General features: G+C 61.0%; 19 protein-coding genes and 1 tRNA gene. 11 read left to right on the plus strand and 9 right to left on the minus strand.

Features of this window, described 5'->3' with window-relative positions; all coding sequences use genetic code 11:
* Positions 1 to 150: 150 nt before the first annotated feature.
* Positions 151 to 1,584 carry an FAD/NAD(P)-binding protein gene (locus FD715_RS15370; protein WP_147111611.1) on the minus strand — a complete coding sequence of 478 codons (1,434 nt, stop codon included), beginning with the start codon at positions 1,582 to 1,584 and terminating at the stop codon, positions 151 to 153.
* Between the two features lie 156 nt (positions 1,585 to 1,740).
* On the opposite strand from FD715_RS15370, the gene FD715_RS15375 reads away from it, so the two are divergent.
* Genes FD715_RS15375 through pobA form a run of 4 tightly spaced genes read left to right on the plus strand, consistent with a single transcriptional unit; the run spans position 1,741 to position 7,560 of the window.
* Complete coding sequence (locus FD715_RS15375) at positions 1,741 to 4,146, plus strand: FAD-dependent oxidoreductase (protein ID WP_147111614.1); 2,406 nt, start codon at positions 1,741 to 1,743, stop codon at positions 4,144 to 4,146.
* A complete protein-coding gene (locus FD715_RS15380) occupies positions 4,143 to 5,672 on the plus strand; it encodes a trimethylamine methyltransferase family protein (RefSeq protein ID WP_147111618.1) in 1,530 nt (509 codons plus the stop codon). Before FD715_RS15375 ends, FD715_RS15380 begins: the two co-directional genes overlap by 4 nt.
* Entirely contained in the window at positions 5,669 to 6,346 is a 678-nt protein-coding gene (locus tag FD715_RS15385; RefSeq protein WP_147111621.1) for a TetR/AcrR family transcriptional regulator, read from the plus strand. The genes FD715_RS15380 and FD715_RS15385 overlap by 4 nt, the downstream gene beginning before the upstream one ends.
* 44 nt (positions 6,347 to 6,390) lie before the next feature.
* Positions 6,391 to 7,560 (plus strand): 4-hydroxybenzoate 3-monooxygenase, encoded by a 1,170-nt coding sequence (gene pobA / locus FD715_RS15390; RefSeq protein ID WP_147111624.1) that lies wholly within the window; start codon positions 6,391 to 6,393, stop codon positions 7,558 to 7,560.
* A gap of 20 nt (positions 7,561 to 7,580) precedes the next feature.
* Here the strand turns inward: pobA and FD715_RS15395 are convergent.
* Positions 7,581 to 7,657: transfer RNA gene (locus FD715_RS15395), tRNA-Arg, on the minus strand.
* A gap of 128 nt (positions 7,658 to 7,785) precedes the next feature.
* Between FD715_RS15395 and FD715_RS15400 the strand changes: the two genes are divergently transcribed.
* Genes FD715_RS15400 through FD715_RS15420 form a run of 5 tightly spaced genes read left to right on the plus strand, consistent with a single transcriptional unit; the run spans position 7,786 to position 12,603 of the window.
* Positions 7,786 to 8,820: a LacI family DNA-binding transcriptional regulator gene (locus tag FD715_RS15400; protein ID WP_147111627.1), complete on the plus strand. Its 1,035-nt coding sequence runs from the start codon at positions 7,786 to 7,788 to the stop codon at positions 8,818 to 8,820.
* Entirely contained in the window at positions 8,817 to 10,025 is a 1,209-nt protein-coding gene (locus FD715_RS15405) for a winged helix-turn-helix domain-containing protein (RefSeq protein WP_147111630.1), read from the plus strand. Before FD715_RS15400 ends, FD715_RS15405 begins: the two co-directional genes overlap by 4 nt.
* A gap of 37 nt (positions 10,026 to 10,062) precedes the next feature.
* Positions 10,063 to 10,812 carry an allophanate hydrolase subunit 1 gene (locus FD715_RS15410; RefSeq protein WP_147111633.1) on the plus strand — a complete coding sequence of 250 codons (750 nt, stop codon included), beginning with the start codon at positions 10,063 to 10,065 and terminating at the stop codon, positions 10,810 to 10,812.
* Positions 10,809 to 11,831, plus strand: coding sequence for a biotin-dependent carboxyltransferase family protein (locus tag FD715_RS15415; protein WP_147111636.1), 1,023 nt, complete (start codon positions 10,809 to 10,811; stop codon positions 11,829 to 11,831). The genes FD715_RS15410 and FD715_RS15415 overlap by 4 nt, the downstream gene beginning before the upstream one ends.
* Positions 11,832 to 11,835: 4 nt before the next feature.
* Positions 11,836 to 12,603 (plus strand): LamB/YcsF family protein, encoded by a 768-nt coding sequence (locus FD715_RS15420; protein WP_147111640.1) that lies wholly within the window; start codon positions 11,836 to 11,838, stop codon positions 12,601 to 12,603.
* 12 nt (positions 12,604 to 12,615) lie between these two features.
* On the opposite strand, the gene FD715_RS15425 is transcribed toward FD715_RS15420, so the two are convergent.
* Positions 12,616 to 13,245 (minus strand): TetR/AcrR family transcriptional regulator, encoded by a 630-nt coding sequence (locus FD715_RS15425; protein ID WP_147111643.1) that lies wholly within the window; start codon positions 13,243 to 13,245, stop codon positions 12,616 to 12,618.
* Positions 13,246 to 13,297: 52 nt separating this feature from the next.
* Here FD715_RS15425 and FD715_RS15430 point away from each other — a divergent pair, with 52 nt between their 5' ends.
* On the plus strand, positions 13,298 to 13,969 hold the full coding sequence (locus FD715_RS15430; protein ID WP_147111646.1) for a cupin domain-containing protein: 672 nt from the start codon (positions 13,298 to 13,300) through the stop codon (positions 13,967 to 13,969).
* Positions 13,966 to 15,018 (plus strand): NAD(P)/FAD-dependent oxidoreductase, encoded by a 1,053-nt coding sequence (locus FD715_RS15435; protein ID WP_189799510.1) that lies wholly within the window; start codon positions 13,966 to 13,968, stop codon positions 15,016 to 15,018. Before FD715_RS15430 ends, FD715_RS15435 begins: the two co-directional genes overlap by 4 nt.
* Here FD715_RS15435 and FD715_RS15440 read toward each other — a convergent pair.
* The 6 genes from FD715_RS15440 to FD715_RS15465 form a co-directional block, all read right to left on the minus strand.
* On the minus strand, positions 15,015 to 16,304 hold the full coding sequence (locus FD715_RS15440) for a nucleotide sugar dehydrogenase (RefSeq protein ID WP_304649944.1): 1,290 nt from the start codon (positions 16,302 to 16,304) through the stop codon (positions 15,015 to 15,017). The genes FD715_RS15435 and FD715_RS15440 overlap by 4 nt on opposite strands.
* A 119-nt stretch (positions 16,305 to 16,423) precedes the next feature.
* Positions 16,424 to 17,431 (minus strand): Gfo/Idh/MocA family protein, encoded by a 1,008-nt coding sequence (locus FD715_RS15445; protein ID WP_147111652.1) that lies wholly within the window; start codon positions 17,429 to 17,431, stop codon positions 16,424 to 16,426.
* Positions 17,428 to 18,621: a mannonate dehydratase gene (gene uxuA / locus FD715_RS15450; RefSeq protein WP_147111655.1), complete on the minus strand. Its 1,194-nt coding sequence runs from the start codon at positions 18,619 to 18,621 to the stop codon at positions 17,428 to 17,430. Before uxuA ends, FD715_RS15445 begins: the two co-directional genes overlap by 4 nt.
* A complete protein-coding gene (locus FD715_RS15455; protein WP_147111659.1) occupies positions 18,618 to 19,661 on the minus strand; it encodes a Gfo/Idh/MocA family protein in 1,044 nt (347 codons plus the stop codon). Before FD715_RS15455 ends, uxuA begins: the two co-directional genes overlap by 4 nt.
* Complete coding sequence (locus FD715_RS15460) at positions 19,658 to 20,665, minus strand: Gfo/Idh/MocA family protein (RefSeq protein WP_147111662.1); 1,008 nt, start codon at positions 20,663 to 20,665, stop codon at positions 19,658 to 19,660. Before FD715_RS15460 ends, FD715_RS15455 begins: the two co-directional genes overlap by 4 nt.
* Complete coding sequence (locus FD715_RS15465) at positions 20,662 to 21,699, minus strand: Gfo/Idh/MocA family protein (protein ID WP_147111665.1); 1,038 nt, start codon at positions 21,697 to 21,699, stop codon at positions 20,662 to 20,664. The genes FD715_RS15460 and FD715_RS15465 overlap by 4 nt, the downstream gene beginning before the upstream one ends.
* Positions 21,700 to 21,752 lie beyond the last annotated feature (53 nt).

Below are 21,752 nucleotides of genomic sequence, written 5' to 3' on the forward strand. Positions count from 1 at the left end.
ACCGGAGGTTCGAATCCTCTCACTCCGACCAATTTTCAAATACAAACCTTTGGCAACGCTACCCAGTGGACGGCCGCTTTTTCGTTCGCGCTGTTATGTGGTGAAGCAACAGATTGCCCAGTTCGAAACCTCACCGAACCCGTGCGTTACTCAGAGCGCGCGGGCGACGTATGACCTGAGCATATGCGCGTCATAAAGCGGCATCGCGACCACTTCGTCTCCGATCTCACTGACGGCGGGCGACAGGTAGCGGATGCGCGGGGCAGATGTCTGGCAGCCCGCACCAACCTGCAGGCCACCGCCCACGTGGCTGCGCGACAAGAGCCCTTGCGCCAACATGTCTTCGGTCAATGGGTCAAAGCGGGATCCGGGACCGGCACCTGCGCAATTGACGACGAACCCTGTCTTGATGTGCTGGCGGGCGCCGCTTTCATCGGTCACGACAACCTCCGCGCCGCTGTCCAGCGCTCGGACTTCCTGCACCAACCCTTTGACCACGCGTGCCTTGCCGTTGCGTACAAAGCGGTGCATGTCCTGGATCGTGTCGCGCGTACCGCCGCGCAGCCAGAACCGCAGCGCGCCAGGCACTTTTCGCGCCTTTTCCACATCGGGCAGGTAGCCCGACAGGGGATTTTGCAGGAAATGGGCACGGAACCCGGCGCGGATTTCGCGCATCTCGTCCCCCGCCGCCAGTGCTTTATCAATCTCGCGCCGAACCTCGGCCAAGAACGTCTCGGCGCTGTGGTGGCCGCTCGTGAACTCTGGAACAGTCAGCTTGCGCGGCAGGCGCGGTACAAGCGGTGTGGGTATCTCGCCATCGGGTGCGCAGGCGACAAACCGCAGTTCATCTTCGGGGATCAGGCTTTGGCACAGCCGCAACACATCCAGCATTGCGGCGTTGCCACCAATGCAAAAGATCTCAGAACCGGCCCGGATATGTTCCGCAATACGTTCTTCGAATCCGAAGACAGATGGCACGCTGAAGGGGCCATCGTCGCCTTTTATGCGCATCGTCGAAGGACCACCGGGGGCCACATCGACCGACTGCGCGCTCAGTGTACGCCCGTTTTGCGTGGTGATGCCCACCTGATCTTCCGACACTTCCAACGACGTCGCAATGTCATCCATGAAGGTGACACTTACCCCTCGACCTTCGAAGTCGGAGATCAGGTTGCGCGCCTGCTCTTCCATGTAATCGCCATAGAACTCGCGAGGGGCGTTCACGCCATAAAGATCATCGTTCTGCAACAGTGTGGCCGCCGCACCCAACCAGTCCGGCGACCGATTTTGCATTTTCTCGGTGATGGCGTCCCAGCGGCCCGCCAGCCACTTGGCGAATTGCGGGTCAATGTCATCTGCTGGCGAATTAAGCAGATATGCAAAGCGCCACGGCGTTCCCGGTTCACCCTTGGCATATGCGGCACCGCGTCCGAGTTGCCCGGCCTGTTTGCCGACAACCACGATGTGATCAATGTCCCGCTTCAGCGCTGCCTCAAAGAAAGCAAGCGCAGTGATGCCATCACCCACAATAGCATGGGTGCGGTCGCCTTTAGGGCGCGGAAAACCTTGCTCAATTTCGGACATCGAATGCACATGTCATGAGAGCGTCTGCCAAGTCAACTCTTGCCGTATGGCGGTCAAAGGTCGCATCCAAACATGTCAGTGTCGTGAAAGTACTGGACAGAACTGTCCAGTACGTCCGACGCTCGGCGTGCAACATTGAGAACCAAGGGGGTTGGCATGAACTCGCAATATCGCGTTGTGGTGATCGGGGGCGGCGTGGTCGGTGCATCGGTGCTGTACCACTTGGCCAAAATGGGATGGACAGACGTCGCGCTGATCGAACGATCGGTGCTGACCGCAGGGTCAAGTTGGCATGCCGCGGGCGGCATACATGCGCTCAATGCTGATCCGAACATGGCTGCATTACAGGCGTATACCATCGACCTTTTGCCTGAGATCCAGGAAGAGTCGGGCCAGAATATCGGCCTGCACATGACGGGTGGCCTGACGCTCGCAGGCACGCCGGAGCGATGGGAATGGTTGCAGTCGGCGTACCGCGTCTTTCAGTCCATCGGGATTGAGGATTGCGAGTTGCTGACCCCGCAACAAGCGCAAGAGCGTTGTCCCATAATGTCAACGGACGGTGTGCTGGGCGCGATGTGGGCCGACCGCGAGGGGTATGTGGACACCACAGGCACCGTCCACGCATACGCCACAGCCGCCAAAAAGCGGGGCGCGAGTGTCTTTGAACACACCAAGGTCGAGGCGCTGGAGCAGGTCCATGACGGATGGATAGTCAAGACAAACAAGGGTGACATACGCTGCGAGCATGTGGTGAACGCTGGGGGTCTCTGGGCCAAGCAGGTGGGCCGCATGGCAGGGATCGAGTTGCCGGTGTCGCCGCTCAAGCACCACTACCTGATCACCGACCAGATCCCCGAAGTTGCCGCGCATGATTTCGAAATGCCGATGACCGTCGACCTCGAAGGGTTCACGTATATGCGGCAGGACCAGAAGGGCATCCTGATCGGCATCTACGAGATTGAGCACCAGCACTGGGCCATGGACGGTGCACCATGGAACTACGGGATGGAGCTGTTTCAGGAAGACCTCGACCGGATCGAGAACGAGCTGATGCTGGGCTTTGCCCGTTATCCGTCGGCAGAGAATGTGGGGATTAAAACCTGGGTCAACGGCGCCTTTACCTTCTCGCCGGACGGCAATCCGCTGGTGGGGCCGGTGCCCGGCAAAAAGGGCTATTGGTCGGCGTGCGCCGTCATGGCCGGTTTCCTGCAGGGTGGCGGTGTGGGCAAAAGCCTTGCCGAATGGATGATCGAAGGCGAGCCCGAGGCCGATGTCTACGGCATGGATGTCGCCCGCTATGGCAAGTTCGCCGAGAACAAGCAGTACATCAAGGAAACCACGGGCCAGTTCTACTCCCGCCGGTTTGTGATGTCCTATCCGAACGAACAACTTCCCGCAGGCCGTCCTCTGAAAATGGCGCCGGCGCACGATGCAATGACCGCTGCCGGGTGTCGCTGGGGGTCAAGCTGGGATCTGGAAACACCGCTCTATTTCGCGCCATCGGCCGAGTTTGAAGAGAACCTGACCCTCAAACGCTCGAATGCGTTCGATATCGTGGCCGCGGAATGCCGGAATGTGCGCGAAAACGTAGGCATGGTCGACATCACCGGGTTTTCCCGGTTCGAGGTCAGCGGGCCAAATGCCGAAGTCTGGCTGAACAACATCATGGCCTCGAAACTGCCTACCCCCGGTCGGGCCAAGCTGGCGCCGATGCTGGGAGAGGACGGACGGCTCAAGGGTGATCTGACCATCCTGAACTGGGGTGACGGGACGTGGTGGATCATGGGGTCGTACTACCTGCGTGCCTGGCACATGCGCTGGTTTGATGATCACATGATCGACGGCGTGAGCGTGCGCGATCTGGGAGAGGAAATGTGCGGTTTCGCCCTCACCGGTCCGAATTCGCGCAAGGTGATGGAAAAGCTGTGCCATCAGGATATCAGCGCGCTGAAGTTCATGGGCTGCGGTGCGTTCGATGTCGGCATGGTCCGGGGCAAGGTGGCACGCATGTCCGTCGCGGGGGAGTTGGGATACGAGATCAGTTGCCGCTATGGCGATCATGTGAAGCTGCGGCGCACCCTGTTGGAGGCGGGCGCAGAATTCGGGATGCAGGAATACGGCTTCAACGCCATGCTGTCGCTTCGACTGGAGAAATCCTTTGGCATCTGGTCGGCGGAGTTCACGCAGGGATATACCCCAAGCATGACAGGCATGGACCGCTGGATCGACTGGGACAAGTCCTTTGTGGGCAAGGCCGCAGCGCAGGCCGAGCGTGATGGAAACGGCCCCGCGCAACGGCTCGTGACGCTGGAAATTGATGCCGACGACGCGGATGCGAGCGGCTACGAACCTGTTTGGAACGGCGACGGGCGCGTAGGCTTCGTGACCTCAGGTGGGTATGGACACACCGTCCAAAAGTCACTCGCAATGGCACTGGTGGACACCGACTATGCGGACCCGGGCACCGAGCTGAAAGTGCATGTGGTCGGGGTCGAGCGGGCGGCGCGTGTGATCCCACCATCACCCTATGATCCGGCGGGCCAGGCCATGCGCGGATGACCGAGCATTCTCGCCGCCGCCGGGGACGGGGCGCGCCGCCGCAAAAGTCGCGCACCACCAATTACCGCAGCCTGCGCAATCCTTTCCCGCCGATGAGCGTATTCTCGGACGACCGGATCGCAGCCATCCACAACGCATCACTTGATGTGCTGGAACGCCTCGGGATCAAGGTGCTGCTGCCCGAAGCGCGGGCACACTTCAAGGCGGGCGGAGCGCGCGTCGATGACAGCACCGAGATGGTGCATATCGGGCGCGAGATGGTCGAGGCCGCGCTGGCCGCCGCACCCAAATCCTTTCCGCTTATTGCAGGCAATCCAGACCGGGATCTGATGATGGAGCTGGGGTCGATGATCTTCCAGCCCGGCGCGGGCTGCCCCCACGCAACCGACTTGGAACGAGGACGCAGACCCGGCACCGAACAGGACTTTCGCGAACTGATCACACTGACGCAGCATTATGACGTGCTGCACATGATCCCGCCGCTGGTTGAGCCACAGGACGTACCTATTCACCTGCGCCATTACGCGATGACGAAAGGGCAGATGGAGCTTACGGACAAGCTGCCGTTTATCTTCTCCCGTGGGACCGGCCAGGTCGAGGAATCGTTCGAGATGCTGCGCGATTTCCGTGGCCTCTCGGATCAGGATTTCGCTGCGCAATCGCATTGCTACACCATCATCAACACCAATTCACCACGCCAGTTGGATATCCCAATGGCGCTTGGTGTGATGGACTTTGCCCGTCACGGACAAATGGCCATCATCACACCCTTCACCCTCATGGGAGCGATGGCACCGATCACCGTTGCGGGCGCCATGACGCTCAGCCATGCCGAGGCTTTAGCGGCGATCACCCTGGGCCAATTGGTCAATCCCGGAGCCCCCGTATGCTACGGCACGTTTACGTCGAATGTGGACATGAAATCCGGTGCACCGATCTTTGGCACGCCGGAGCATTTCAAGGCGTCCTTGGCAGCAGGGCAGCTTGCCCGGCACATCGGGCTGCCCTGGAGATGTGCTTCCGGCTCTGCGGCCAACCTTGGGGATGTGCAGGCCGCCAACGAGACGCAATTCGGGACATGGGGCTGCCTGCTCGCTGGCGCGACGGTGACGCTTCACGCTGCGGGGTGGCTGGAGGGCGGGCTGACGATCTCGTACGAAAAACTGGTGACGGATGTCGAAGTGCTTCAAATGATTGCGGAGCTCTGTACCACAACGGCTGCCGATGCCGATGAAATCGCGCTTGGCGCACTTGAAGAGGTACAGCCGGGCGGGCACTTCTTTGGCGCGGCCCACACGATGGAACGCTATGCGACTGAATTCTATGAACCGGTCGTAGCCGATTTTGCGAACTTCGGAACATGGCAAGAGCGCGGCAGCATCGACGCAACCGCACGCGCGACCGCCATCTGGAAGGGCATCCTTCGCGACTTCGCCCCGCCTGCGACCGACGGCGACCGCATTGAGGCACTGCACAAGTACATTGCCGACAAGACAGCAGCTGGCGGCTGCGCGCCGGTCAACTGATGACAAATCCAGTTCTCCACCGTGACGATCCCGCGAAGGATCCGCTGATCGGCAACGTCAAAGTCACCCGCCAGGATTGGTTGAACGCCGCCCTGTCGGTGTTGAAATCCGGCGGCGTCGAATCCGTGAAGGTGGCGGATCTGGCAAGCGGGATGAATGTTTCACGATCCAGTTTCTATTGGTACTTTAAAAGCCGCACAGATCTGCTCAATGCCCTGCTCGACCATTGGGAGCGCACGAACACGGCGGCCATGGTGGCACAGGCCAACGCCCCGGCGCGCACCATCACCGAAGCGTGCTGCAACATCTTTCGCTGCAACATCAATTCCGCGCTCTTTGACAACCGGCTCGACTTTGCAATCCGCGACTGGGCACGCCGTGCAGCGCGCGTGAATGACGTCATGAAAGCAGGGGATGAGGCGCGGTTGAAGGCGCTGACAGAAATGTTCCTGCGCTTTGACTATCCGCCGCTTGAGGCGACGGCGCGTGCCCGCGTCATCTACTACATGCAGCTCGGGTATGATGACGCGAACCTGAATGAAACACTGGACGACCGGTTGGCCATGGTTCCCGGGTACCTCGTGGCGTTCACGGGCAAAGAGCCAACGGCGGCTGAAATTCAATCTTTCGCCAGCTACGCGCGGGACGTCACGGCGGCCGCCAGCTCGCCTTGACCCAACAGGTGCGACCTGTGACAAGCCTTCGGGGGAGGGAAGCCATGCGCACTCAGGTCGTTATTGTCGGCGGCGGCCCATCAGGCTTGCTGTTGGGCCAATTGCTGAACAAGGCAGGCATTGAAAGCGTCGTGCTCGAGCGGCAATCCCGGGCGCATGTGCTTGGCCGCATCCGCGCCGGTGTTCTGGAACGCGGCCTCGTTGACCTGATGGGTCAGGCGGGCGTTGACACGCGCATGAAGGCCGAAGGGTTCGTCCATGACGGCACCCTCATTGCCTACGACAACGATATGTTTCGCGTCGACTTTGCCTCCCACACCGATGCGACGGTTCTGGTCTATGGTCAGACAGAAGTGACGCGAGACCTGTACGACGCGCGCGATGCGACAGGCGGCGACATCCATTTCGAGGTCGAAGACGTTGTAATCCACGATGCAGATAGCGATGCGCCGCGAGTGACCTTCCGTCAAAACGGGCGAAACCGGGAGATCGCCTGTGACTTTGTCGCCGGTTGCGATGGCTTTCACGGTGTCAGCCGAAAGACGATCCCGGAAAACGTGCGCCAGGAATATGAAAAGGTTTATCCCTTTGGCTGGCTTGGCATCCTCTCTGAAACACCGCCCGTCAATGACGAATTGATCTACGCCAATTCAGACCGCGGCTTTGCCCTATGTTCGATGCGCAATGCAAATCTCAGCCGCTACTACATCCAATGCGACACCTCGGACGACCCCGCCAACTGGAGCGATGACGCGTTCTGGGACGAATTGCGCCGCCGCATTCCGCCACAGGCTGCCGAAGCCCTGATCACGGGGCCCAGCATTGAAAAGTCTATCGCGCCCTTGCGTAGCTTTGTCTGTGAACCGATGCGGTGGGGGCGCTTGTTTTTGTGCGGGGATGCCGCGCATATCGTTCCGCCCACAGGTGCCAAGGGTCTGAATACGGCCGCATCGGACGTCCATTATCTGAACCAGGGTCTGCGTCATTTTTACGCCGATGGCGACAGCGACGGGATTGATCGGTATTCGGAACGCGCCCTGGCACGGGTTTGGAAGACCCAGCGCTTCAGCTGGTGGTTTTCGACCCTAATGCACCATTTTCCCGGCCAAACGGCCTTTGACAAAAAGATGCAGATGGCAGAACTCGCCCTTCTGCGCGACAGCCGCGAAGCGCAGGCGGCCATGGCACTCAGCTACGTCGGCTTGCCGTACTGAAACGCAAGCATCACGATTTTTGGCGACCCCGGCAGGATTCGAACCTGCAACCTGCCCCTTAGGAGGGGGCTGCTCTATCCAGTTGAGCCACGGGGCCGCGTGTCCTTCGCACCTACCGTGCTATAAGCGCTTTGTCACCTGTTTCAGCATGGTTCGGAGTGTCCAAATACTTGAATCCTGCGCAGTTTTGACGGTAACTCGGGTCAAAGCCAGAAAGGACTGCCCTTGACCGATCGCCCCGCCCGCCCGCTGACCTTGCGCGACGTCTCTGCAGCCTCTGGTGTGTCGGAAATGACCGTCAGCCGAGTACTGCGCAATCGGGGCGATGTGTCTGAAGCGACGCGCAAAAAGGTGCTCGAAGCGGCGCAGACCCTCGGCTATGTCCCAAACCAGATCGCGGGCTCGCTTGCCTCGCAGCACGTGAATCTTGTGGCAGTTATTGTGCCATCGCTCAGCAACATGGTTTTTCCCGAAGTCCTGACCGGTATCAATCAGGTCTTGGAGGACACGCCGTTGCAGCCGGTCTTTGGCGTTACAGACTACATGCGCGACAAGGAAGAGCGCGTGCTTTACGAAATGCTGTCGTGGCGGCCCTCGGGTGTGATCATCGCGGGCCTTGAACACTCCGACGCCGCTCAGGCCATGCTGCAGAATGCAGGTATCCCCGTGGTCGAGATCATGGACACAGATGGGAACCCTGTCGACAACATGGTCGGCATTTCGCACCGCCAGGCGGGCCTCGATATGGCCAAGGCGATTCTGAAGCAGGGCTATTCTCGCATCGGCTTCATGGGCACCTCCATGCCGCGCGACCACCGGGCTCGAAAACGGTTCGAGGGGCTGACCGAAGGCCTCGCCAAGGCCGGGATCGAAATCGAAGCGCGTGACTTTTACGAGGGCGGTTCGGCGCTGGCCAAGGGGCGTGAAATGACCAAGGCCATGCTGGACGAGAACCCCGATCTGGATTTTTTGTATTACTCCAACGACATGATCGGTGCAGGCGGTTTACTTTACCTACTCGATGAAGGGATCGACGTGCCTGGGCAAATCGGGCTTGCCGGGTTCAACGGGGTCGAGTTGCTGCAGGGTCTGCCGCGCCAGTTGGCCACGACCGATGCCTGCCGACTTGAAATCGGTCGCGCCGCTGCAGAGATTATTCGTGACCGCAATGCCGAAGGCGCGGATCAGGCGCCCAAACACATCACGCTGACCCCCACCATTTCCTACGGTGACACGCTGCGCCGCGCCTTGCGGGCGTGACGCCGTTCACACTGACCAACCACGCGGCGCGGCGCGTTTTTTTGCACCGGCACGGCTTGTCGGACACTCCAGCGGGGGCGGCGCACGGAACTGCTTTGCTGGACGTGATCACGCAGCTTGGGTTTGTCCAACTGGACAGCATAAACACCGTCGCGCGCGCGCATGATCTGATCCTGTTTTCGCGCAAGCCGCGCTACCGCACCAAGAACCTCAAAAACTTGTATGAACGGGACCGCGCCCTGTTCGAACACTGGACCCACGACGCGGCCGTGATCCCGGCGGCATTTTATCCCTACTGGCACCTGCGCCGCGAGCGCGACGCCGCCCGCCTCCGCGAGAAGTGGAGCGCCTGGCGCCGTGAAGGGTTCGAGGCAAAGTTTCAACCCGTTCTCGACCGCATCCGCGAACGCGGGCCGTGCTGTTCCGGCGACGTGGGTGAAGATGAAAAACGCGGGTCCGGCGGATGGTGGGATTGGCACCCGTCCAAAACCGCGCTCGAATACCTGTGGCGCAGCGGGGCCTTGCAAGTGGTCAAGCGCGAGGGCTTCCAGAAGTATTACGACCTGACCGAACGTGTCCTTGACGCCCGCACCATCGGAAATGCACCAGACGCCGAGGAAACCATCGACTGGTGCTGCCGCGAAGCTTTGGATCGCCTGGGCTTTGCCACACATGGCGAATTGGCAGCGTTTTGGGACCATATCAGCCCGGCAGAGGCCAAAGCGTGGTGCGCGCAAGCCCTCGAAAGCGGCCGCATTATCGAGGTGCAGGTAACGGGCGTTGATGGCTCAGTGCGTCCCGCCTATGCTTGGCCATCCTTGCCCGATGATCTGGCACGCGACTGTGAGCCGACCGGGCGCCTGCGCGTTCTTAGCCCGTTTGACCCGGCTTTGCGCGACCGCAAGCGCGCCGAGCGCCTGTTCGGCTTCGCCTACCGGATCGAGATTTTCGTGCCAGAGCCCAAGCGGACCTATGGCTACTATGTCTTCCCGATGCTGGAAGGCGACCGCGTTGTAGGCCGCGTCGACATGAAAGCGCACCGGGCTGATGACGTCTTGCGCGTCCGTGCCCTCTGGCCCGAGCGCAAGATCCGCTGGGGAAAGGGACGACACGCCGCGTTTGAGGCAGAGCTTGACCGCATATCTCGATTGGCAGGTGTATCGAACGTCGCATTTGATGATGGCTGGCTGCGCACAGCGCTTTAGCGTTGCACCCGCAGACGCAGTGCGTACGCTGCCGCTCATGGCCCCTGATGCAACATATGTGCCCCGTGTCCGATCCGTCGGCCTGGAGGGCGTGCTTGTCACCTTCGGCGACACGGCAACGGATGCTGCTAACCGCGCAGCCATCGCCTTTCGTAGCGAAATAGACGGACAAGACTGGGACATGGTGGCCGAAAGCAGCAGCACACTGGTGTCAGCGTTTTTCCGGATTGATCTGTCAGAACATCGCTTCGAAGACATCGCCGCTCGGCTCGAAGACGTGCTGAGCAGGCAGAACTGGGGGGCAGCACCCCTGCCCGCAGGCCGCGCATTGTGGACCATTCCAGCGGTCTTTGGCGGCGACCGGGCACCGCAACTACGTGAAGCTGCCGAAGCTGCGGGCCTCAGCGAAGCCGACGCGATGCAGGATCTGACCTCGACCCGGCTGCGGGTTCTGACGCTGGGCTTTGCGCCGGGTCAGCCTTATCTCGGCACGTTGAGTGATGCCTGGAACATCCCGCGACAGAAACAGCTTACGCCGAATGTGCCCGCCGGAGCGCTGGTGGCAGCGGTCCGGCAGATCTGCCTGTTTGCAAAGGATACGCCCACCGGCTGGCTTCACGTGGGCCAAAGCGCGTTCGCGTGTTTCCGTCCAAGCGGGGACACGCCCTTTCCTCTCGCGCCGGGCGATGAGGTGCAATTCGCCGACATCTCGGCCCGCGAACTCGCACGGATCGAGGCGAAGGTGACCGATGGGACGGGCGGTGCAACACGGACGGTGCTGGAATGACCGCGCTGCACGTGCACCAAGTCGGGCCAGGCGTCGCTGTACAAGACCTCGGTCGGACCGGATTTCTCGCCAAGGGTCTGACACGCGGGGGCGCGGCCGACCGGTTGGCCGTGTACGAAGGAGCGGCGCTATTGGGTCAGGCAGCCGACCTCGCCGTTGTGGAAATGGTCGGCACCGGTGGCACGTTTGAAGCGACTGCAGATGTTCGCATTGCACTCTCCGGCGCCGAAATGACGGCCCAGATCGATGGCGCGGCGGTGGCGTGGAACGCAAGTCACAGTGTTCCTGCTGGCAGTCTGCTCAGCATCGGGCCTACACGGGCGGGTACTTACGGCTACCTGAATATCGGCGGCGGTTTTGAAACAGATGTCATGCTGGGATCACGCGCGACGCACCAGTCCTGCGGGCTGGGCACATTGATTGCCGCCGGGGATACACTGCCCGTCGGACAGGACACGCGCACAGACATTGGCCTGACGCTTCCGCGCGATACCCGGTTCACCGGCGGCACGGTGCGGATCGTGCCAAGCATGCAGACCGACGATTTCGCACCGGAGACGCGGGCACGGTTTGAACAAACAACCTTTCGCCGTGACCCACGGGCCAACCGGCAGGGCATCCGCATGGACAGTGATGGCGAAGGCTTCTCCGCAGCCAAGGCGCTCGGCATCGTGAGTGAGGTTATCGTACCCGGCGACATCCAGATCACCGGCGACGGCACGCCCTTTGTCCTGATGGCGGAAAGCCAGACAACGGGCGGCTACCCGCGGATTGGCACCGTTCTGCCATGTGATCTGCCGCGCGTGGCACAAGCGCCTGCGGGGGCGTCCCTGCAGTTTCAGTTCGTCAGCCTGGAAGAGGGCGCTGCCATCGAAGCCCGGGCGCGCGCTGCCTGGGCAGCGCTACCCAAGGCAGCAACGCCTTTGGTGCGTGATCCCGCCACGATACAGGACCTCTTGAGCTACCAACTGGTCGGGGGTGCAATCTCTGCCACCGATGCTCCGCTGGACAAAGGATAAGGAAATGCAAGTCGACTTGAACGCCGATATGGGCGAAAGCTTTGGTCCCTGGAAAATGGGCAACGATGCTGCGCTGCTGAACACCGTCACCTCAGCCAATATCGCGTGCGGCGCCCATGCTGGTGATCCCGACGTGATGGCGACAACGATGAGCATCGCGTTGGAGAAGGGCGTCGGGATCGGATCGCATCCGGGCTTTGCCGACATCCAGGGGTTTGGCCGGCGGCGCATCGACATGCCGCTGAAGTCTCTGCAGAATTCCATCCGCTGCCAGGTGGGCGCAAGCCTCGGCATGGCCAACGCCCTTGGCGCCACGGTACGGCATATCAAACTGCACGGGGCGCTCGGCAACATGACGTCCGAGAATGAGGATATGGCGCGCGCCTGTTACGAGGCGGCCCTGTCTGCCCATCCCGACGCGATCATCATGGTTCTGGCCGCGACCGCACAGGAACGCGCCATCCGCTCTATCGGAGCGCGCTTTGCCTGCGAAATCTTTGCCGACCGCGCCTACAATGACGACGCAACACTGGTCGATCGCCGTCAGCCAGGGGCTATCATCCATGATGCTGACCTCGCGGGCAAACGGATGGTCGACATGGTCCAGGCACAGGCCATCATCACCGAAAGCGGCAAACGGATCGAAACGCCCATCGACTCGATCTGCTGCCACGGGGACACGCCCGAAGCAGTGGACATCGCGGCCTCTGTCCGCCGCACGCTGGAGGGCGAAGGGATTGCCGTAAAGACATTTGAAGGCCGGATAGCCTAACCCAGCCCTTCGCTAGACGGCGCGGGATACGAGCGTCGCGATAGCAGCCTCAAACCGCGCTGGGTCGCCAGCGGCACGGGCCATGATTTGAGCGCCTTCGACCTGTGCCATGGCCGCCTGCGCGTCCGCGCGCGGATCAACGACCTGCTGCACACTGCCATCGGATTGCCCAAGCCGAAACACGGTTTCAAGCCAGGCCGTCACGTCCCGGTGGAACGCAGCAAGCTCGGCCGTGGTCTCTTCTGGCAGCACTGTCTGGGTGACCGACAGCGCCACACATAGGCACAGGCTGCGCCCCCCGTCTGACGCAGTGCGATAGAGCCCAAGAAAGCTCAAGAGCCGCGCGCTTGCTGTCGGATGACTGTCGGATATGTCCTGCAATCTCTGAACGAAAACGGATCGGTAGCGCGCGATCAGCGCCAGAGACAGATCGCCCTTTGACGGAAAGTGGTAGTGAACCGACGCCTTGCGAATATCAGCGCCAGCGGCAAGGTCCGCAAAGCTGAACCCGTCAAAGCCTCGCTGGCGCGCCAAGTGCTCTGCCTGATCAAGAAGATGCGTTTTTGTTTCCACTGACCTACCTATAGATAGATACTTCCACAGTATATTTTGAATGGTAAGTGGGGCAGTTACCTTGCACATTCAAGTCAATTACCTACCTATTGGAAGGCAATGCGATAAAAGGCTAGTGAACATGGAACTGAACGCCGACTTCACCCAGACCGTACTCGTTCTAAACGCAGACAACCCATGGCGAAAGTCCCCCTCTGCCGGGGTCGAGCGCAAGATGCTGGACCGGATCGGGGATGAGGTCGCGCGGGCCACCACGATTGTGCGTTTTGCGCCCGGCAGCGCGTTTGCTCCGCACACCCATGACGGCGGGGAGGAATACATTGTGCTCGAAGGTGTGTTTCAGGACGAAGCGGGTGACTTTCCTGTGGGCACATATGTGCGTAACCCGCCCACGTCGCGCCACACGCCCAGTTCGAAACCCGGCGCGACGATCTTTGTGAAGCTCTGGCAGTTCGACCCCGAAGACCGGCAACACGTGCGCGTTGATATGAATACCGTGAAAACCGAGCCAGACCAGAAGCGCGTCGGCGTGGAAACAGCCATCCTGTTCGAGGACGCGCAAGAACATGTTGCACTTGAGGTCTGGCAACCCGATGTCACCCACCAGTTTCACGCGCCCGGTGGCGCCGAAATCCTGATCCTAGAAGGCGCAGTGTCTGACGGCGATACAACACTCGGCCCGCGGGACTGGATGCGTCTGGCGCCGGGCAGTGCTGCGACGATGACATCCGGACCGGCAGGCGCACGCATATGGACCAAGACCGGCCACCTCCGCCAGATGATCACGCAGTGACACGTGCGCTGGTTCTGGGCGCTGGCCTTGCGGGGTTGGTTGCCGCGCTGCGCCTTCATCAGGTCGGGCATGATGTTACTGTGCTCGAGGCACGGGACCGTGTCGGTGGGCGCGCCCTGACCCTCCCGGTCGCGCAGGGCGGTATAGACCTTGGCCCCGCCTGGATTTGGCCCGCCTACCAGCCAAACATCATGGCGTTGCTGAACGAGATGGACATGAGCACCCTGCCCCAGGACGAGACGGGCGACTTCGTACTTGAAACCGAAGGCAACCTGCAACGTGGCGCCTTCCCCAAACGATATACCGATGCTGCTCGCATCCGGAGCGGGGTTCAAACGCTCGCGCAGCGCGTGGCCGCTGCCCTGCCACAGGGCACTATCCACCTGACACAAGAGGTACATACGCTCGACCTGCGCGGGCGACCACAGGTCACAACACAGTCCGGCACGTGGAAAGCCGATGTCGTAATCTGCGCTGTGCCAGGACCGATCGCCGCTGCGTGGAAGGTCACACCAGCGTGGCCGACGCCAGTAGCGCAAGGGCTTGTCCGGTGGCCGACTTGGATGGCGGCCCATGCCAAAGTGGTTGTGCAATATGACGACCCTTTCTGGCGCGACGCGGGCCTGTCAGGCGGCGCGATCAGTCACCGTGGGCCGCTTTTTGAAATTGCCGACCAGTCGGATACCGAAGCCGGAGTATTCGCATTGTTCGGCTTTGTCAGTCTTCCGTTCGACGCCCGGCAGGATCAAGCAGAGCTCACGCGCCGGTCACTTGCACAATTGAAACGCTTGTTCGGGCCAAAGGCTGCACAGCCTCGTCGCACTGCAGTGATGGACTGGGCAGCAGAACGCCTTACGGCCACGCCTGCAGACCGGACGCAACCGCATGGTCATCCGAACTACGGCGCACTGTCAGCCACCGGTTCAGTTGGCGGGCGCCTGTTCTTTGCCGGGGCCGAAGTGTCCGCTACCCATGGAGGGCTGATCGAAGGCGCAATCGAAACGGGCGAGCATGCGGCGGCAATGGCGGCCAGAGCCTTGGTCAGTTAAAGCCGCAGATCGCTTTCATCAGGACCGAATACCGCTTTCATATCGAACAAAACGCCCTTGTCCGCCAGCAATGCCCGCAAGCGCCCCGCACCTTGGTGAACAAACTCATCATGCGGCACCGCCAGGACCACGGCGTCATAGACGCTCTTATCCGGCAGCACGTCTAGCAAATCGACACCATATTCTGCCTGCACCTGCTGTGCATCGGCCCATGGATCATGAATGTCCACCTGCAGCCCGTAGCTTTCCAACTCGCCCACCATATCAATGACTTTGGTATTGCGAATGTCGGCGCAATTCGGCTTGAACGTGACCCCCAGGATCAGCGCCCGGCCCCCATGCAGGCGCGCCTGCGCCCGGATCATCGCCTTGACCAATAGTGAAACGGCGTGTTGCGCCATACCATCATTGATCTCGCGCGCCATGCGGATGACATCGGGGATGTGTCCGGCGGAGATTGACTTGTCGATCAGGTAATAAGGATCAACCCCGATACAGTGCCCGCCGACCAGGCCCGGCGTATAGCGATGGAAATTCCACTTGGTCGTCGCGGCATCCAGCACGGCCGTCGTATCAATGCCCAGATGTGAAAAGATGATCGACAGTTCATTGATCAGGGCAATGTTCACGTCACGTTGCGTGTTCTCGATCACCTTGGAGGCTTCGGCCACGCGAATGGTCGGTGCCAAATGAGTGCCTGCCGTGATGATGGTGCTGTAAAGCGCGTCAATGGCACGCCCCGCTTCGGGTGTGGATCCTGATGTGACCTTGATGATCTTGGGCAGTGGACGCGCCTTGTCGCCGGGATTGATACGTTCGGGACTGTATCCCGCGTAGAAATCAGTGTTGAGCGTCAGGCCTGACACGTCCTCAACCAGCGGCAGGCAGTCTTCCTCGGTCGCGCCGGGGTAGACCGTGCTTTCAAAGATCACGATGTCGCCCCGGCTGATCACCTCGCCCACAGTACGTGAGGCCGCCAAAAGCGGGCCAAGGTTGGGTTGCCGATGACTGTCGATAGGGGTCGGAACAGCGACGATGTAAACGTTGCAGTCGGCAAGCTCGGCCAGGTCAGTGGTACACCGCAAATGTCTGGCCGCGCCCAGATCGTCAAGCTCGCTCGTGCTGTCAACGCCAGCCTGCAACTCCGCCACCCGATCTGCATTCAGATCAAAGCCGATCGTCGGCCGCTTCTTTCCGAATTCAAAGGCGAGCGGCAGCCCAACATAGCCCAGGCCGATCACGGCCACGCGCATGTCATCCAGGGTTGGCAGGGGAGCTTGGGTCATGTCATGCGCCTTTGTGTTGCGGTGCCTTGCGTAGCGCTGCAACACACGCGACGCAATATGGTGGGCAGGCAGCACCCGCCCAGCCACCGGTTCGAAAAGGTGATGACAGCGTGATTAGGTCAGCCGACAGATACGACCTGTCCAGAGCCTGCGGCGGTCTTGATAGCTTCGATCACCTGAACGGCCCGCAGGCCATCGGCGCCACTGACAAGCGGTTCGGCCTTCCCCTTGATGACCTCTGCGAAATGCAAAATCTGGGCTTTCAACGGATCGGACAAGGGCAGCGGCACACGCGTCTGGTTTATGGGTGCCCACCAGTCGGGACCACCTTTCTGTGTCCAGAGGCTGAGGTTCGGCAGGGACAGACTGCCCTTGGTACCCCCAATGAGATAGCTTGACTGATCGGTCTTTGGATAAGCCGGGTTTTCGCCTGCGGTCAGTTCCCAACTCCACGGCCCCAGCGCGACGTCCGACAGGTTCACCGTCCCCAGTGCACCGCTGGCAAACCGCAGTGTGGCCACGGTGACCTCCTCTGCCTCCGCACCTCGTACGGCGCTGCTTTCCATGGCCTGCACATGGCTAATCGGTCCGCACAGATACATCAAAAGGTCGATGTCGTGTATCAGATTGATGAACAACGGCCCGGCACCGGCCCCCTGTCGCCAGGCCTGCGCAAAATAGTCGTCCGGCTTGGGCAGCCAGCAGGTGCCCTGCACCGTCGTCACCGTTCCCAGTTTGCCCTCGGCGATGATCTCATGTGCTTTCACCACCAGCGGATTGTGGCGCCGGTGATGGCCGACCAGGATCGGCACGCCCGCCTTCGTCGCGGCCTGTACGACGGCAACACCATCTGCGGCGGTCGCCGTAAACGGCTTTTCAATCAGAATCGGACAGTCGGCATCAATCAGCTTCATCGCCATGTCCGCGTGCAGATGGTTCGGCACCGCAAGGATGACGCCGTCCGATTGCGCGGCAAGCTCGGACAGACTGTTCACAATTGGCCAAGGCACTTCTTCCTTCAGTGCAGGATCAAACACCCCGGCAACGGTGACCCCAGACGCCCGTTCGATGGCATCAAGGTGTTGGCGTCCTATCAAGCCGACACCGGCAACGCCGATCCGCGTCATGCTTGCATCGCCGTAACGGCCGCCATGATGCCGCGCAGCTCAGCCAGACCGCGCATACGGCCGATCAAGGGGTAGCCGGGCAGGCTGTCGCGTTCTCGATCCATCAGCAGTTCCTGCCCATGGTCCGGGCGCATCGGGATGGCGTGATCGGCGCGCCCTTCGGCCCGGCGCCGTGCTTCCTCCTGCATGAGTGCGGATATGGTCGCGACCATATCCGTGTCGCCTTCCAGGTGCGCGGCTTCGAAAAAAGTCGGGCGCGCAGGGTCAGGAGAGCTGAGCCGCTTGGTGTTGCGCAGATGCGCGAAGTGGAGCCGCGGCCCCAGTCGCCGCACAAAATCCGCCGCATCGAAATCTGCCGCGACGCCAAGGGACCCGGTACAAAGCGTTGCACCATTCGCCTGCGTATCCACAGCGTTCAGCACCGCTTCATAGTCGTCAGTCGAGGACATGACACGCGGCAAACCCAGAAGGGAAAAAGGCGGGTCATCGGGATGGCAGCACAAACGCAGGCCCAACCGTTCAGCCACGGGCGCCACCTCCGCCAGAAAATCAATTAGGTGGCGCCGCAACGCATCTGCATCAATGTCGCGATAGGTGTCCAGCCGCGCACGAACGTCATCAAGCGTCCAACCATCATTCGCCCCAGGGAGTCCCGCGATCACCGTGCGGGTCAACTCCGTTTTGGCAGCATCATCCATCGGGGCAAGGGCGGCCCGCGCCGCTTCATGCACCTCGTCCGAGTAATCGTCAGCAGCACCTGCGCGGTTTAGAATGTAAAGATCGAAGGCTGCAAACTGCGCAAGATCAAACAGTATCGCCGTGCCGCCATGGGGCAGCTGCGCACGGGTCTGGGTTCGGGTCCAGTCAAGGATTGGCATAAAGTTGTAGCAGATCGTACGCACACCCGCCTCGGCGAGAGCTGTCATGCTGTCAATGTATGCCGCCACATGCGCTGGCATATCTGGGCCTTGGGTCTTGATGGCCTCGGACACGGGCAGGCTTTCAACCACTTCCCAACGCAAACTCGCCGCCTCGATCATCGTCTTGCGATCGGCAATGTCCTGCGCCGTCCAAACCTCGCCGGGCGGAACATCATGCAAGGCCGTGACAACACCCGTCGCACCAACCTGCGGTATGTCGGATAATTGCGTCGGGTCATCCGGCCCAAACCAGCGCCAGCATTCAATCATGGTTGCCATCCTTCGCGCATGGGGTCATCGGCAGATATCGGCAGGGACACGCGCACACCACGGCGATGGGACGCATAGATCGCAGTGACAAGCGCAACAGAGGCCGCACCGTCCTCCAACGTGACTGCACTGTTCGGCGCGCCCTCGATTGCTTTGCCAACTTCCGGTAAGAACCCGGCAAACCCAACCGGGCCTGGCACGACATCGGCACAAACCTGATCAACCAGTGCCTGTCGGGCCGGATCACGCGCCACAAATTGCCATTTGCCTTCCCCGGGAGCATACGGATTTGTATGCGACGTCACTGTCAGGTGTTCGTAAACGAAACGCAGCCGTGTTTCATCCCGTGCAGACCCAAGGGTCACACTGCTTGTCGCCAGCGCACCACCCTCCAGATCAAAAATCAGGGCCGCGCTGTCCTCCGTCTCAATCGGATTAACAATGGTGCCCAACCGGGCTGCCACGCCCTCAATCGGCGCGAGGAAACGCGTCAGCAGGTCATGCGCATGAATGGCATGACCCAGGACCGCCCCGCCCTGTTCACCCGCCCAAGTGCCACGCCACGGAACCGCGTAGTAGTCTGCACCCCTATTCCAATGCGTCTCGAGCGATGCGGCGCGCGCTGCGCCGACAAGCCCTGCGGCCTGAAGCGCCTGAAGCTTGTCAAAAGCGGGACCGAACCGATACTGAAACACGGGAAAGACCGACATACCGGTGCGCGCCGCAGCATTTGAAATGGCATCAACCTGCGCCATCGACGTCGCGAGTGGCTTTTCGCATATCACGTGCTTGCCCGCATCAAGTGACGCAATCGCAACGGGCGCATGCAGATGCGGTGGCAGGCAAATGTCGATCAGATCGACATCCGCCGCCAAAGCATCTTCAACCGTCGACAGTGGCGTGATCTTCTCTCTGCAAAGGGCGGTGCGCCTATCGACGTCCTGATCGACGAGATGGGTGACTGCAAAGCCATCCAGATGAGCATAGGCGGCAAGGTGCTGCGCCCCGATCCCGCCACCCAGAATGGCAACCCGGATCACGACGACGCCCCTTCAGCCATCATCTGTGCGTGCAGGGCCAACTCCATCACCTTGAAGCAATGCGCCTGTGCCATGGCCGTCTCAGTGCGGTGCGCAATATCGTGAGCAAGGCGCGCAAAATAGGGAAGGCCAGCGTCCCGCGCATCTATCGCCTCGCATCTGTCCCCGTTGACCAGCAGCAGGTGATCCGTGCCTGTCCGCCCGCCAACGTCGACATATTTGCGCAACTCTATGTAACCTTCTGTGCCCAGCAGTGTGAGGCGGCCATCACCCCAGTTGGGCAAAGCGTCAGGCGTGTACCAATCGACACGGATGTAGCCAGAGGCGTAATCGGATCGCAGCGCAACCTCTCCAAAGTCTTGCAGGCCGGGATCGGCAGCATTCGCATGATTGGCCACATGCGCCATTGTAACCTGCGCATCTGTCGATCCTGTAAAATGCAGAAACTGGTCGATCTGGTGCGAGGCGATGTCGGTCAATACGCCGCCGTATTTATCGCGTTGAAAGAACCAGTTAGGTCTGGTCGGCCTGTTCAACCGGTGCGGCCCCAGCCCGGTTGTATGCACGACACGCCCGATGGCACCGTCCTGCACTAGGGCGTCCGCCAGTGTGACACACGGCACCTCGAACCTCTCGGAGAAATTGATCGACCAGATGCGCCCCGTCTCGCCCACGCAAGATTTGATGGTCTCAAGCTGGTCAAGCGATGTGCAGCCAGGTTTATCCGTCATCACGTCATGCCCGGCCTGCATGGCCCGGATCGCAACGTCGGCACGGTCTGCGGGGATGTTCGACACCAGCGCCAGGTCAGCGCCCGCGGCCAGCGCGGCGTTCAGTGTGTCAAAGCGGGGTAGATCAGGGAAGCGCTTGACATATCCCGCCAGCGGCTGAGGATCCCCTTCGGTCCAAAAGCCGAGGCAACGGGCCCCTTGCGCCAGCATGTTTTCGGTCATGCCGTAGATATGCCGATGGTCCAGCCCCAGCGCGACAAAGCTCAATGTCATGCAGCCACCTCAACTGTTGTGCCGGTGCGCGCTGCCCGTTCCATCGCGTCGATGACAGCGTGGACATGCAGCGCCTCGGACGGCGGGGCAATCGGCGGACGACCTTGCGCGACAGACATTACGAAATCTTCGAGAATAGACTGATGCCAGGCATGGGTGAATGCCATCGGGTCGGCGCCGCCTCCTGTCTCGCCTGCCCCATCAGGCGAAAGCTTCTCTCGCTCACCCGTCAGCCAGTCGATACGTAGATGATCCCCCTCCAGATGCGCTTGTCCTTGTGTGGTCGTCACCGTGATGCTCTCCGCCGCGCCGGGATAAGCGGTCGTGGTCGCGCTCAGCACACCCGTCGCACCCGATCGAAACGTCAGCAGGGCCGCGGCGATATCTTCGGCTTCCATGCGATGCAACGCGCTGGTGCGCATCATGGCCTGAAGTGCGGCAACAGGCCCGGCAAGCCAAAGGCCAAGGTCCAAGGTATGGATCGCCTGATTGATCATCACACCGCCGCCATCGCGCGCATAAGTGCCACGCCCCGGCGCATCGTAATAGGCCTGTTCCCGCCACCAAGGCACGCGCAGTTCAACATGAACGATGTCGCCAAGCGCACCCGTATCCAGCTTTTGCTTCAGATGTTGCGCGGCAGCTCGGGTGCGATGTTGGAAGCACAAGGCAAGCGGCACATTTGCCTTTGAATAAAGCTGAACAAGATCCCGCGCGGCATCCAGCGTCCGCTCCACGGGCTTTTCCATCAGCGTGGGGATTCCCGCTTTGACAAGCGTGCGTGCGTACTCGATCCGCGCGTCGGGCGGCGTGATCAGGATTGCGCCCTCTGCGCCCGTACTCGCAACGGCTTCAGGGTCACCAAGCGGCGCGACGCCATATCCCAACGTCTCGGACGCGTTGGTGCAAAAATCTGCCGTCCGTGCATCATCGCGGCCCAAAACGCCGACAAGGCGCGCGCCTGCGGAATTGTCCCGCAGCGCCAGAAGATGTGTCTGTGCCACCATGCCAGCACCGATCATCACGACGTCCATTGCGTTCCTCCTGCCCTGCACAGTGGCGCTATTTCAAAGGTGCGCCAAGGGGC

It is taken from the genome of Tateyamaria sp. syn59 (assembly GCF_007995245.1).
Lineage (GTDB): Bacteria > Pseudomonadota > Alphaproteobacteria > Rhodobacterales > Rhodobacteraceae > Tateyamaria.

Coding starts and splice junctions, on each gene's coding strand:
- FD715_RS15460 (WP_147111662.1), bottom strand. CDS start 20,665: ATGACATTGAGCTTTGTCGCGCTGGGGCTGGACCATCGGCATATCTAC.
- FD715_RS15370 (WP_147111611.1), bottom strand. CDS start 1,584: ATGTCCGAAATTGAGCAAGGTTTTCCGCGCCCTAAAGGCGACCGCACC.
- FD715_RS15415 (WP_147111636.1), top strand. CDS start 10,809: ATGACCGCGCTGCACGTGCACCAAGTCGGGCCAGGCGTCGCTGTACAA.
- uxuA (WP_147111655.1), bottom strand. CDS start 18,621: ATGATTGAATGCTGGCGCTGGTTTGGGCCGGATGACCCGACGCAATTA.
- FD715_RS15380 (WP_147111618.1), top strand. CDS start 4,143: ATGACCGAGCATTCTCGCCGCCGCCGGGGACGGGGCGCGCCGCCGCAA.
- pobA (WP_147111624.1), top strand. CDS start 6,391: ATGCGCACTCAGGTCGTTATTGTCGGCGGCGGCCCATCAGGCTTGCTG.
- FD715_RS15430 (WP_147111646.1), top strand. CDS start 13,298: ATGGAACTGAACGCCGACTTCACCCAGACCGTACTCGTTCTAAACGCA.
- FD715_RS15410 (WP_147111633.1), top strand. CDS start 10,063: ATGGCCCCTGATGCAACATATGTGCCCCGTGTCCGATCCGTCGGCCTG.
- FD715_RS15425 (WP_147111643.1), bottom strand. CDS start 13,245: ATGTGCAAGGTAACTGCCCCACTTACCATTCAAAATATACTGTGGAAG.
- FD715_RS15420 (WP_147111640.1), top strand. CDS start 11,836: ATGCAAGTCGACTTGAACGCCGATATGGGCGAAAGCTTTGGTCCCTGG.
- FD715_RS15440 (WP_304649944.1), bottom strand. CDS start 16,304: ATGACCCAAGCTCCCCTGCCAACCCTGGATGACATGCGCGTGGCCGTG.
- FD715_RS15465 (WP_147111665.1), bottom strand. CDS start 21,699: ATGGACGTCGTGATGATCGGTGCTGGCATGGTGGCACAGACACATCTT.
- FD715_RS15375 (WP_147111614.1), top strand. CDS start 1,741: ATGAACTCGCAATATCGCGTTGTGGTGATCGGGGGCGGCGTGGTCGGT.
- FD715_RS15445 (WP_147111652.1), bottom strand. CDS start 17,431: ATGACGCGGATCGGCGTTGCCGGTGTCGGCTTGATAGGACGCCAACAC.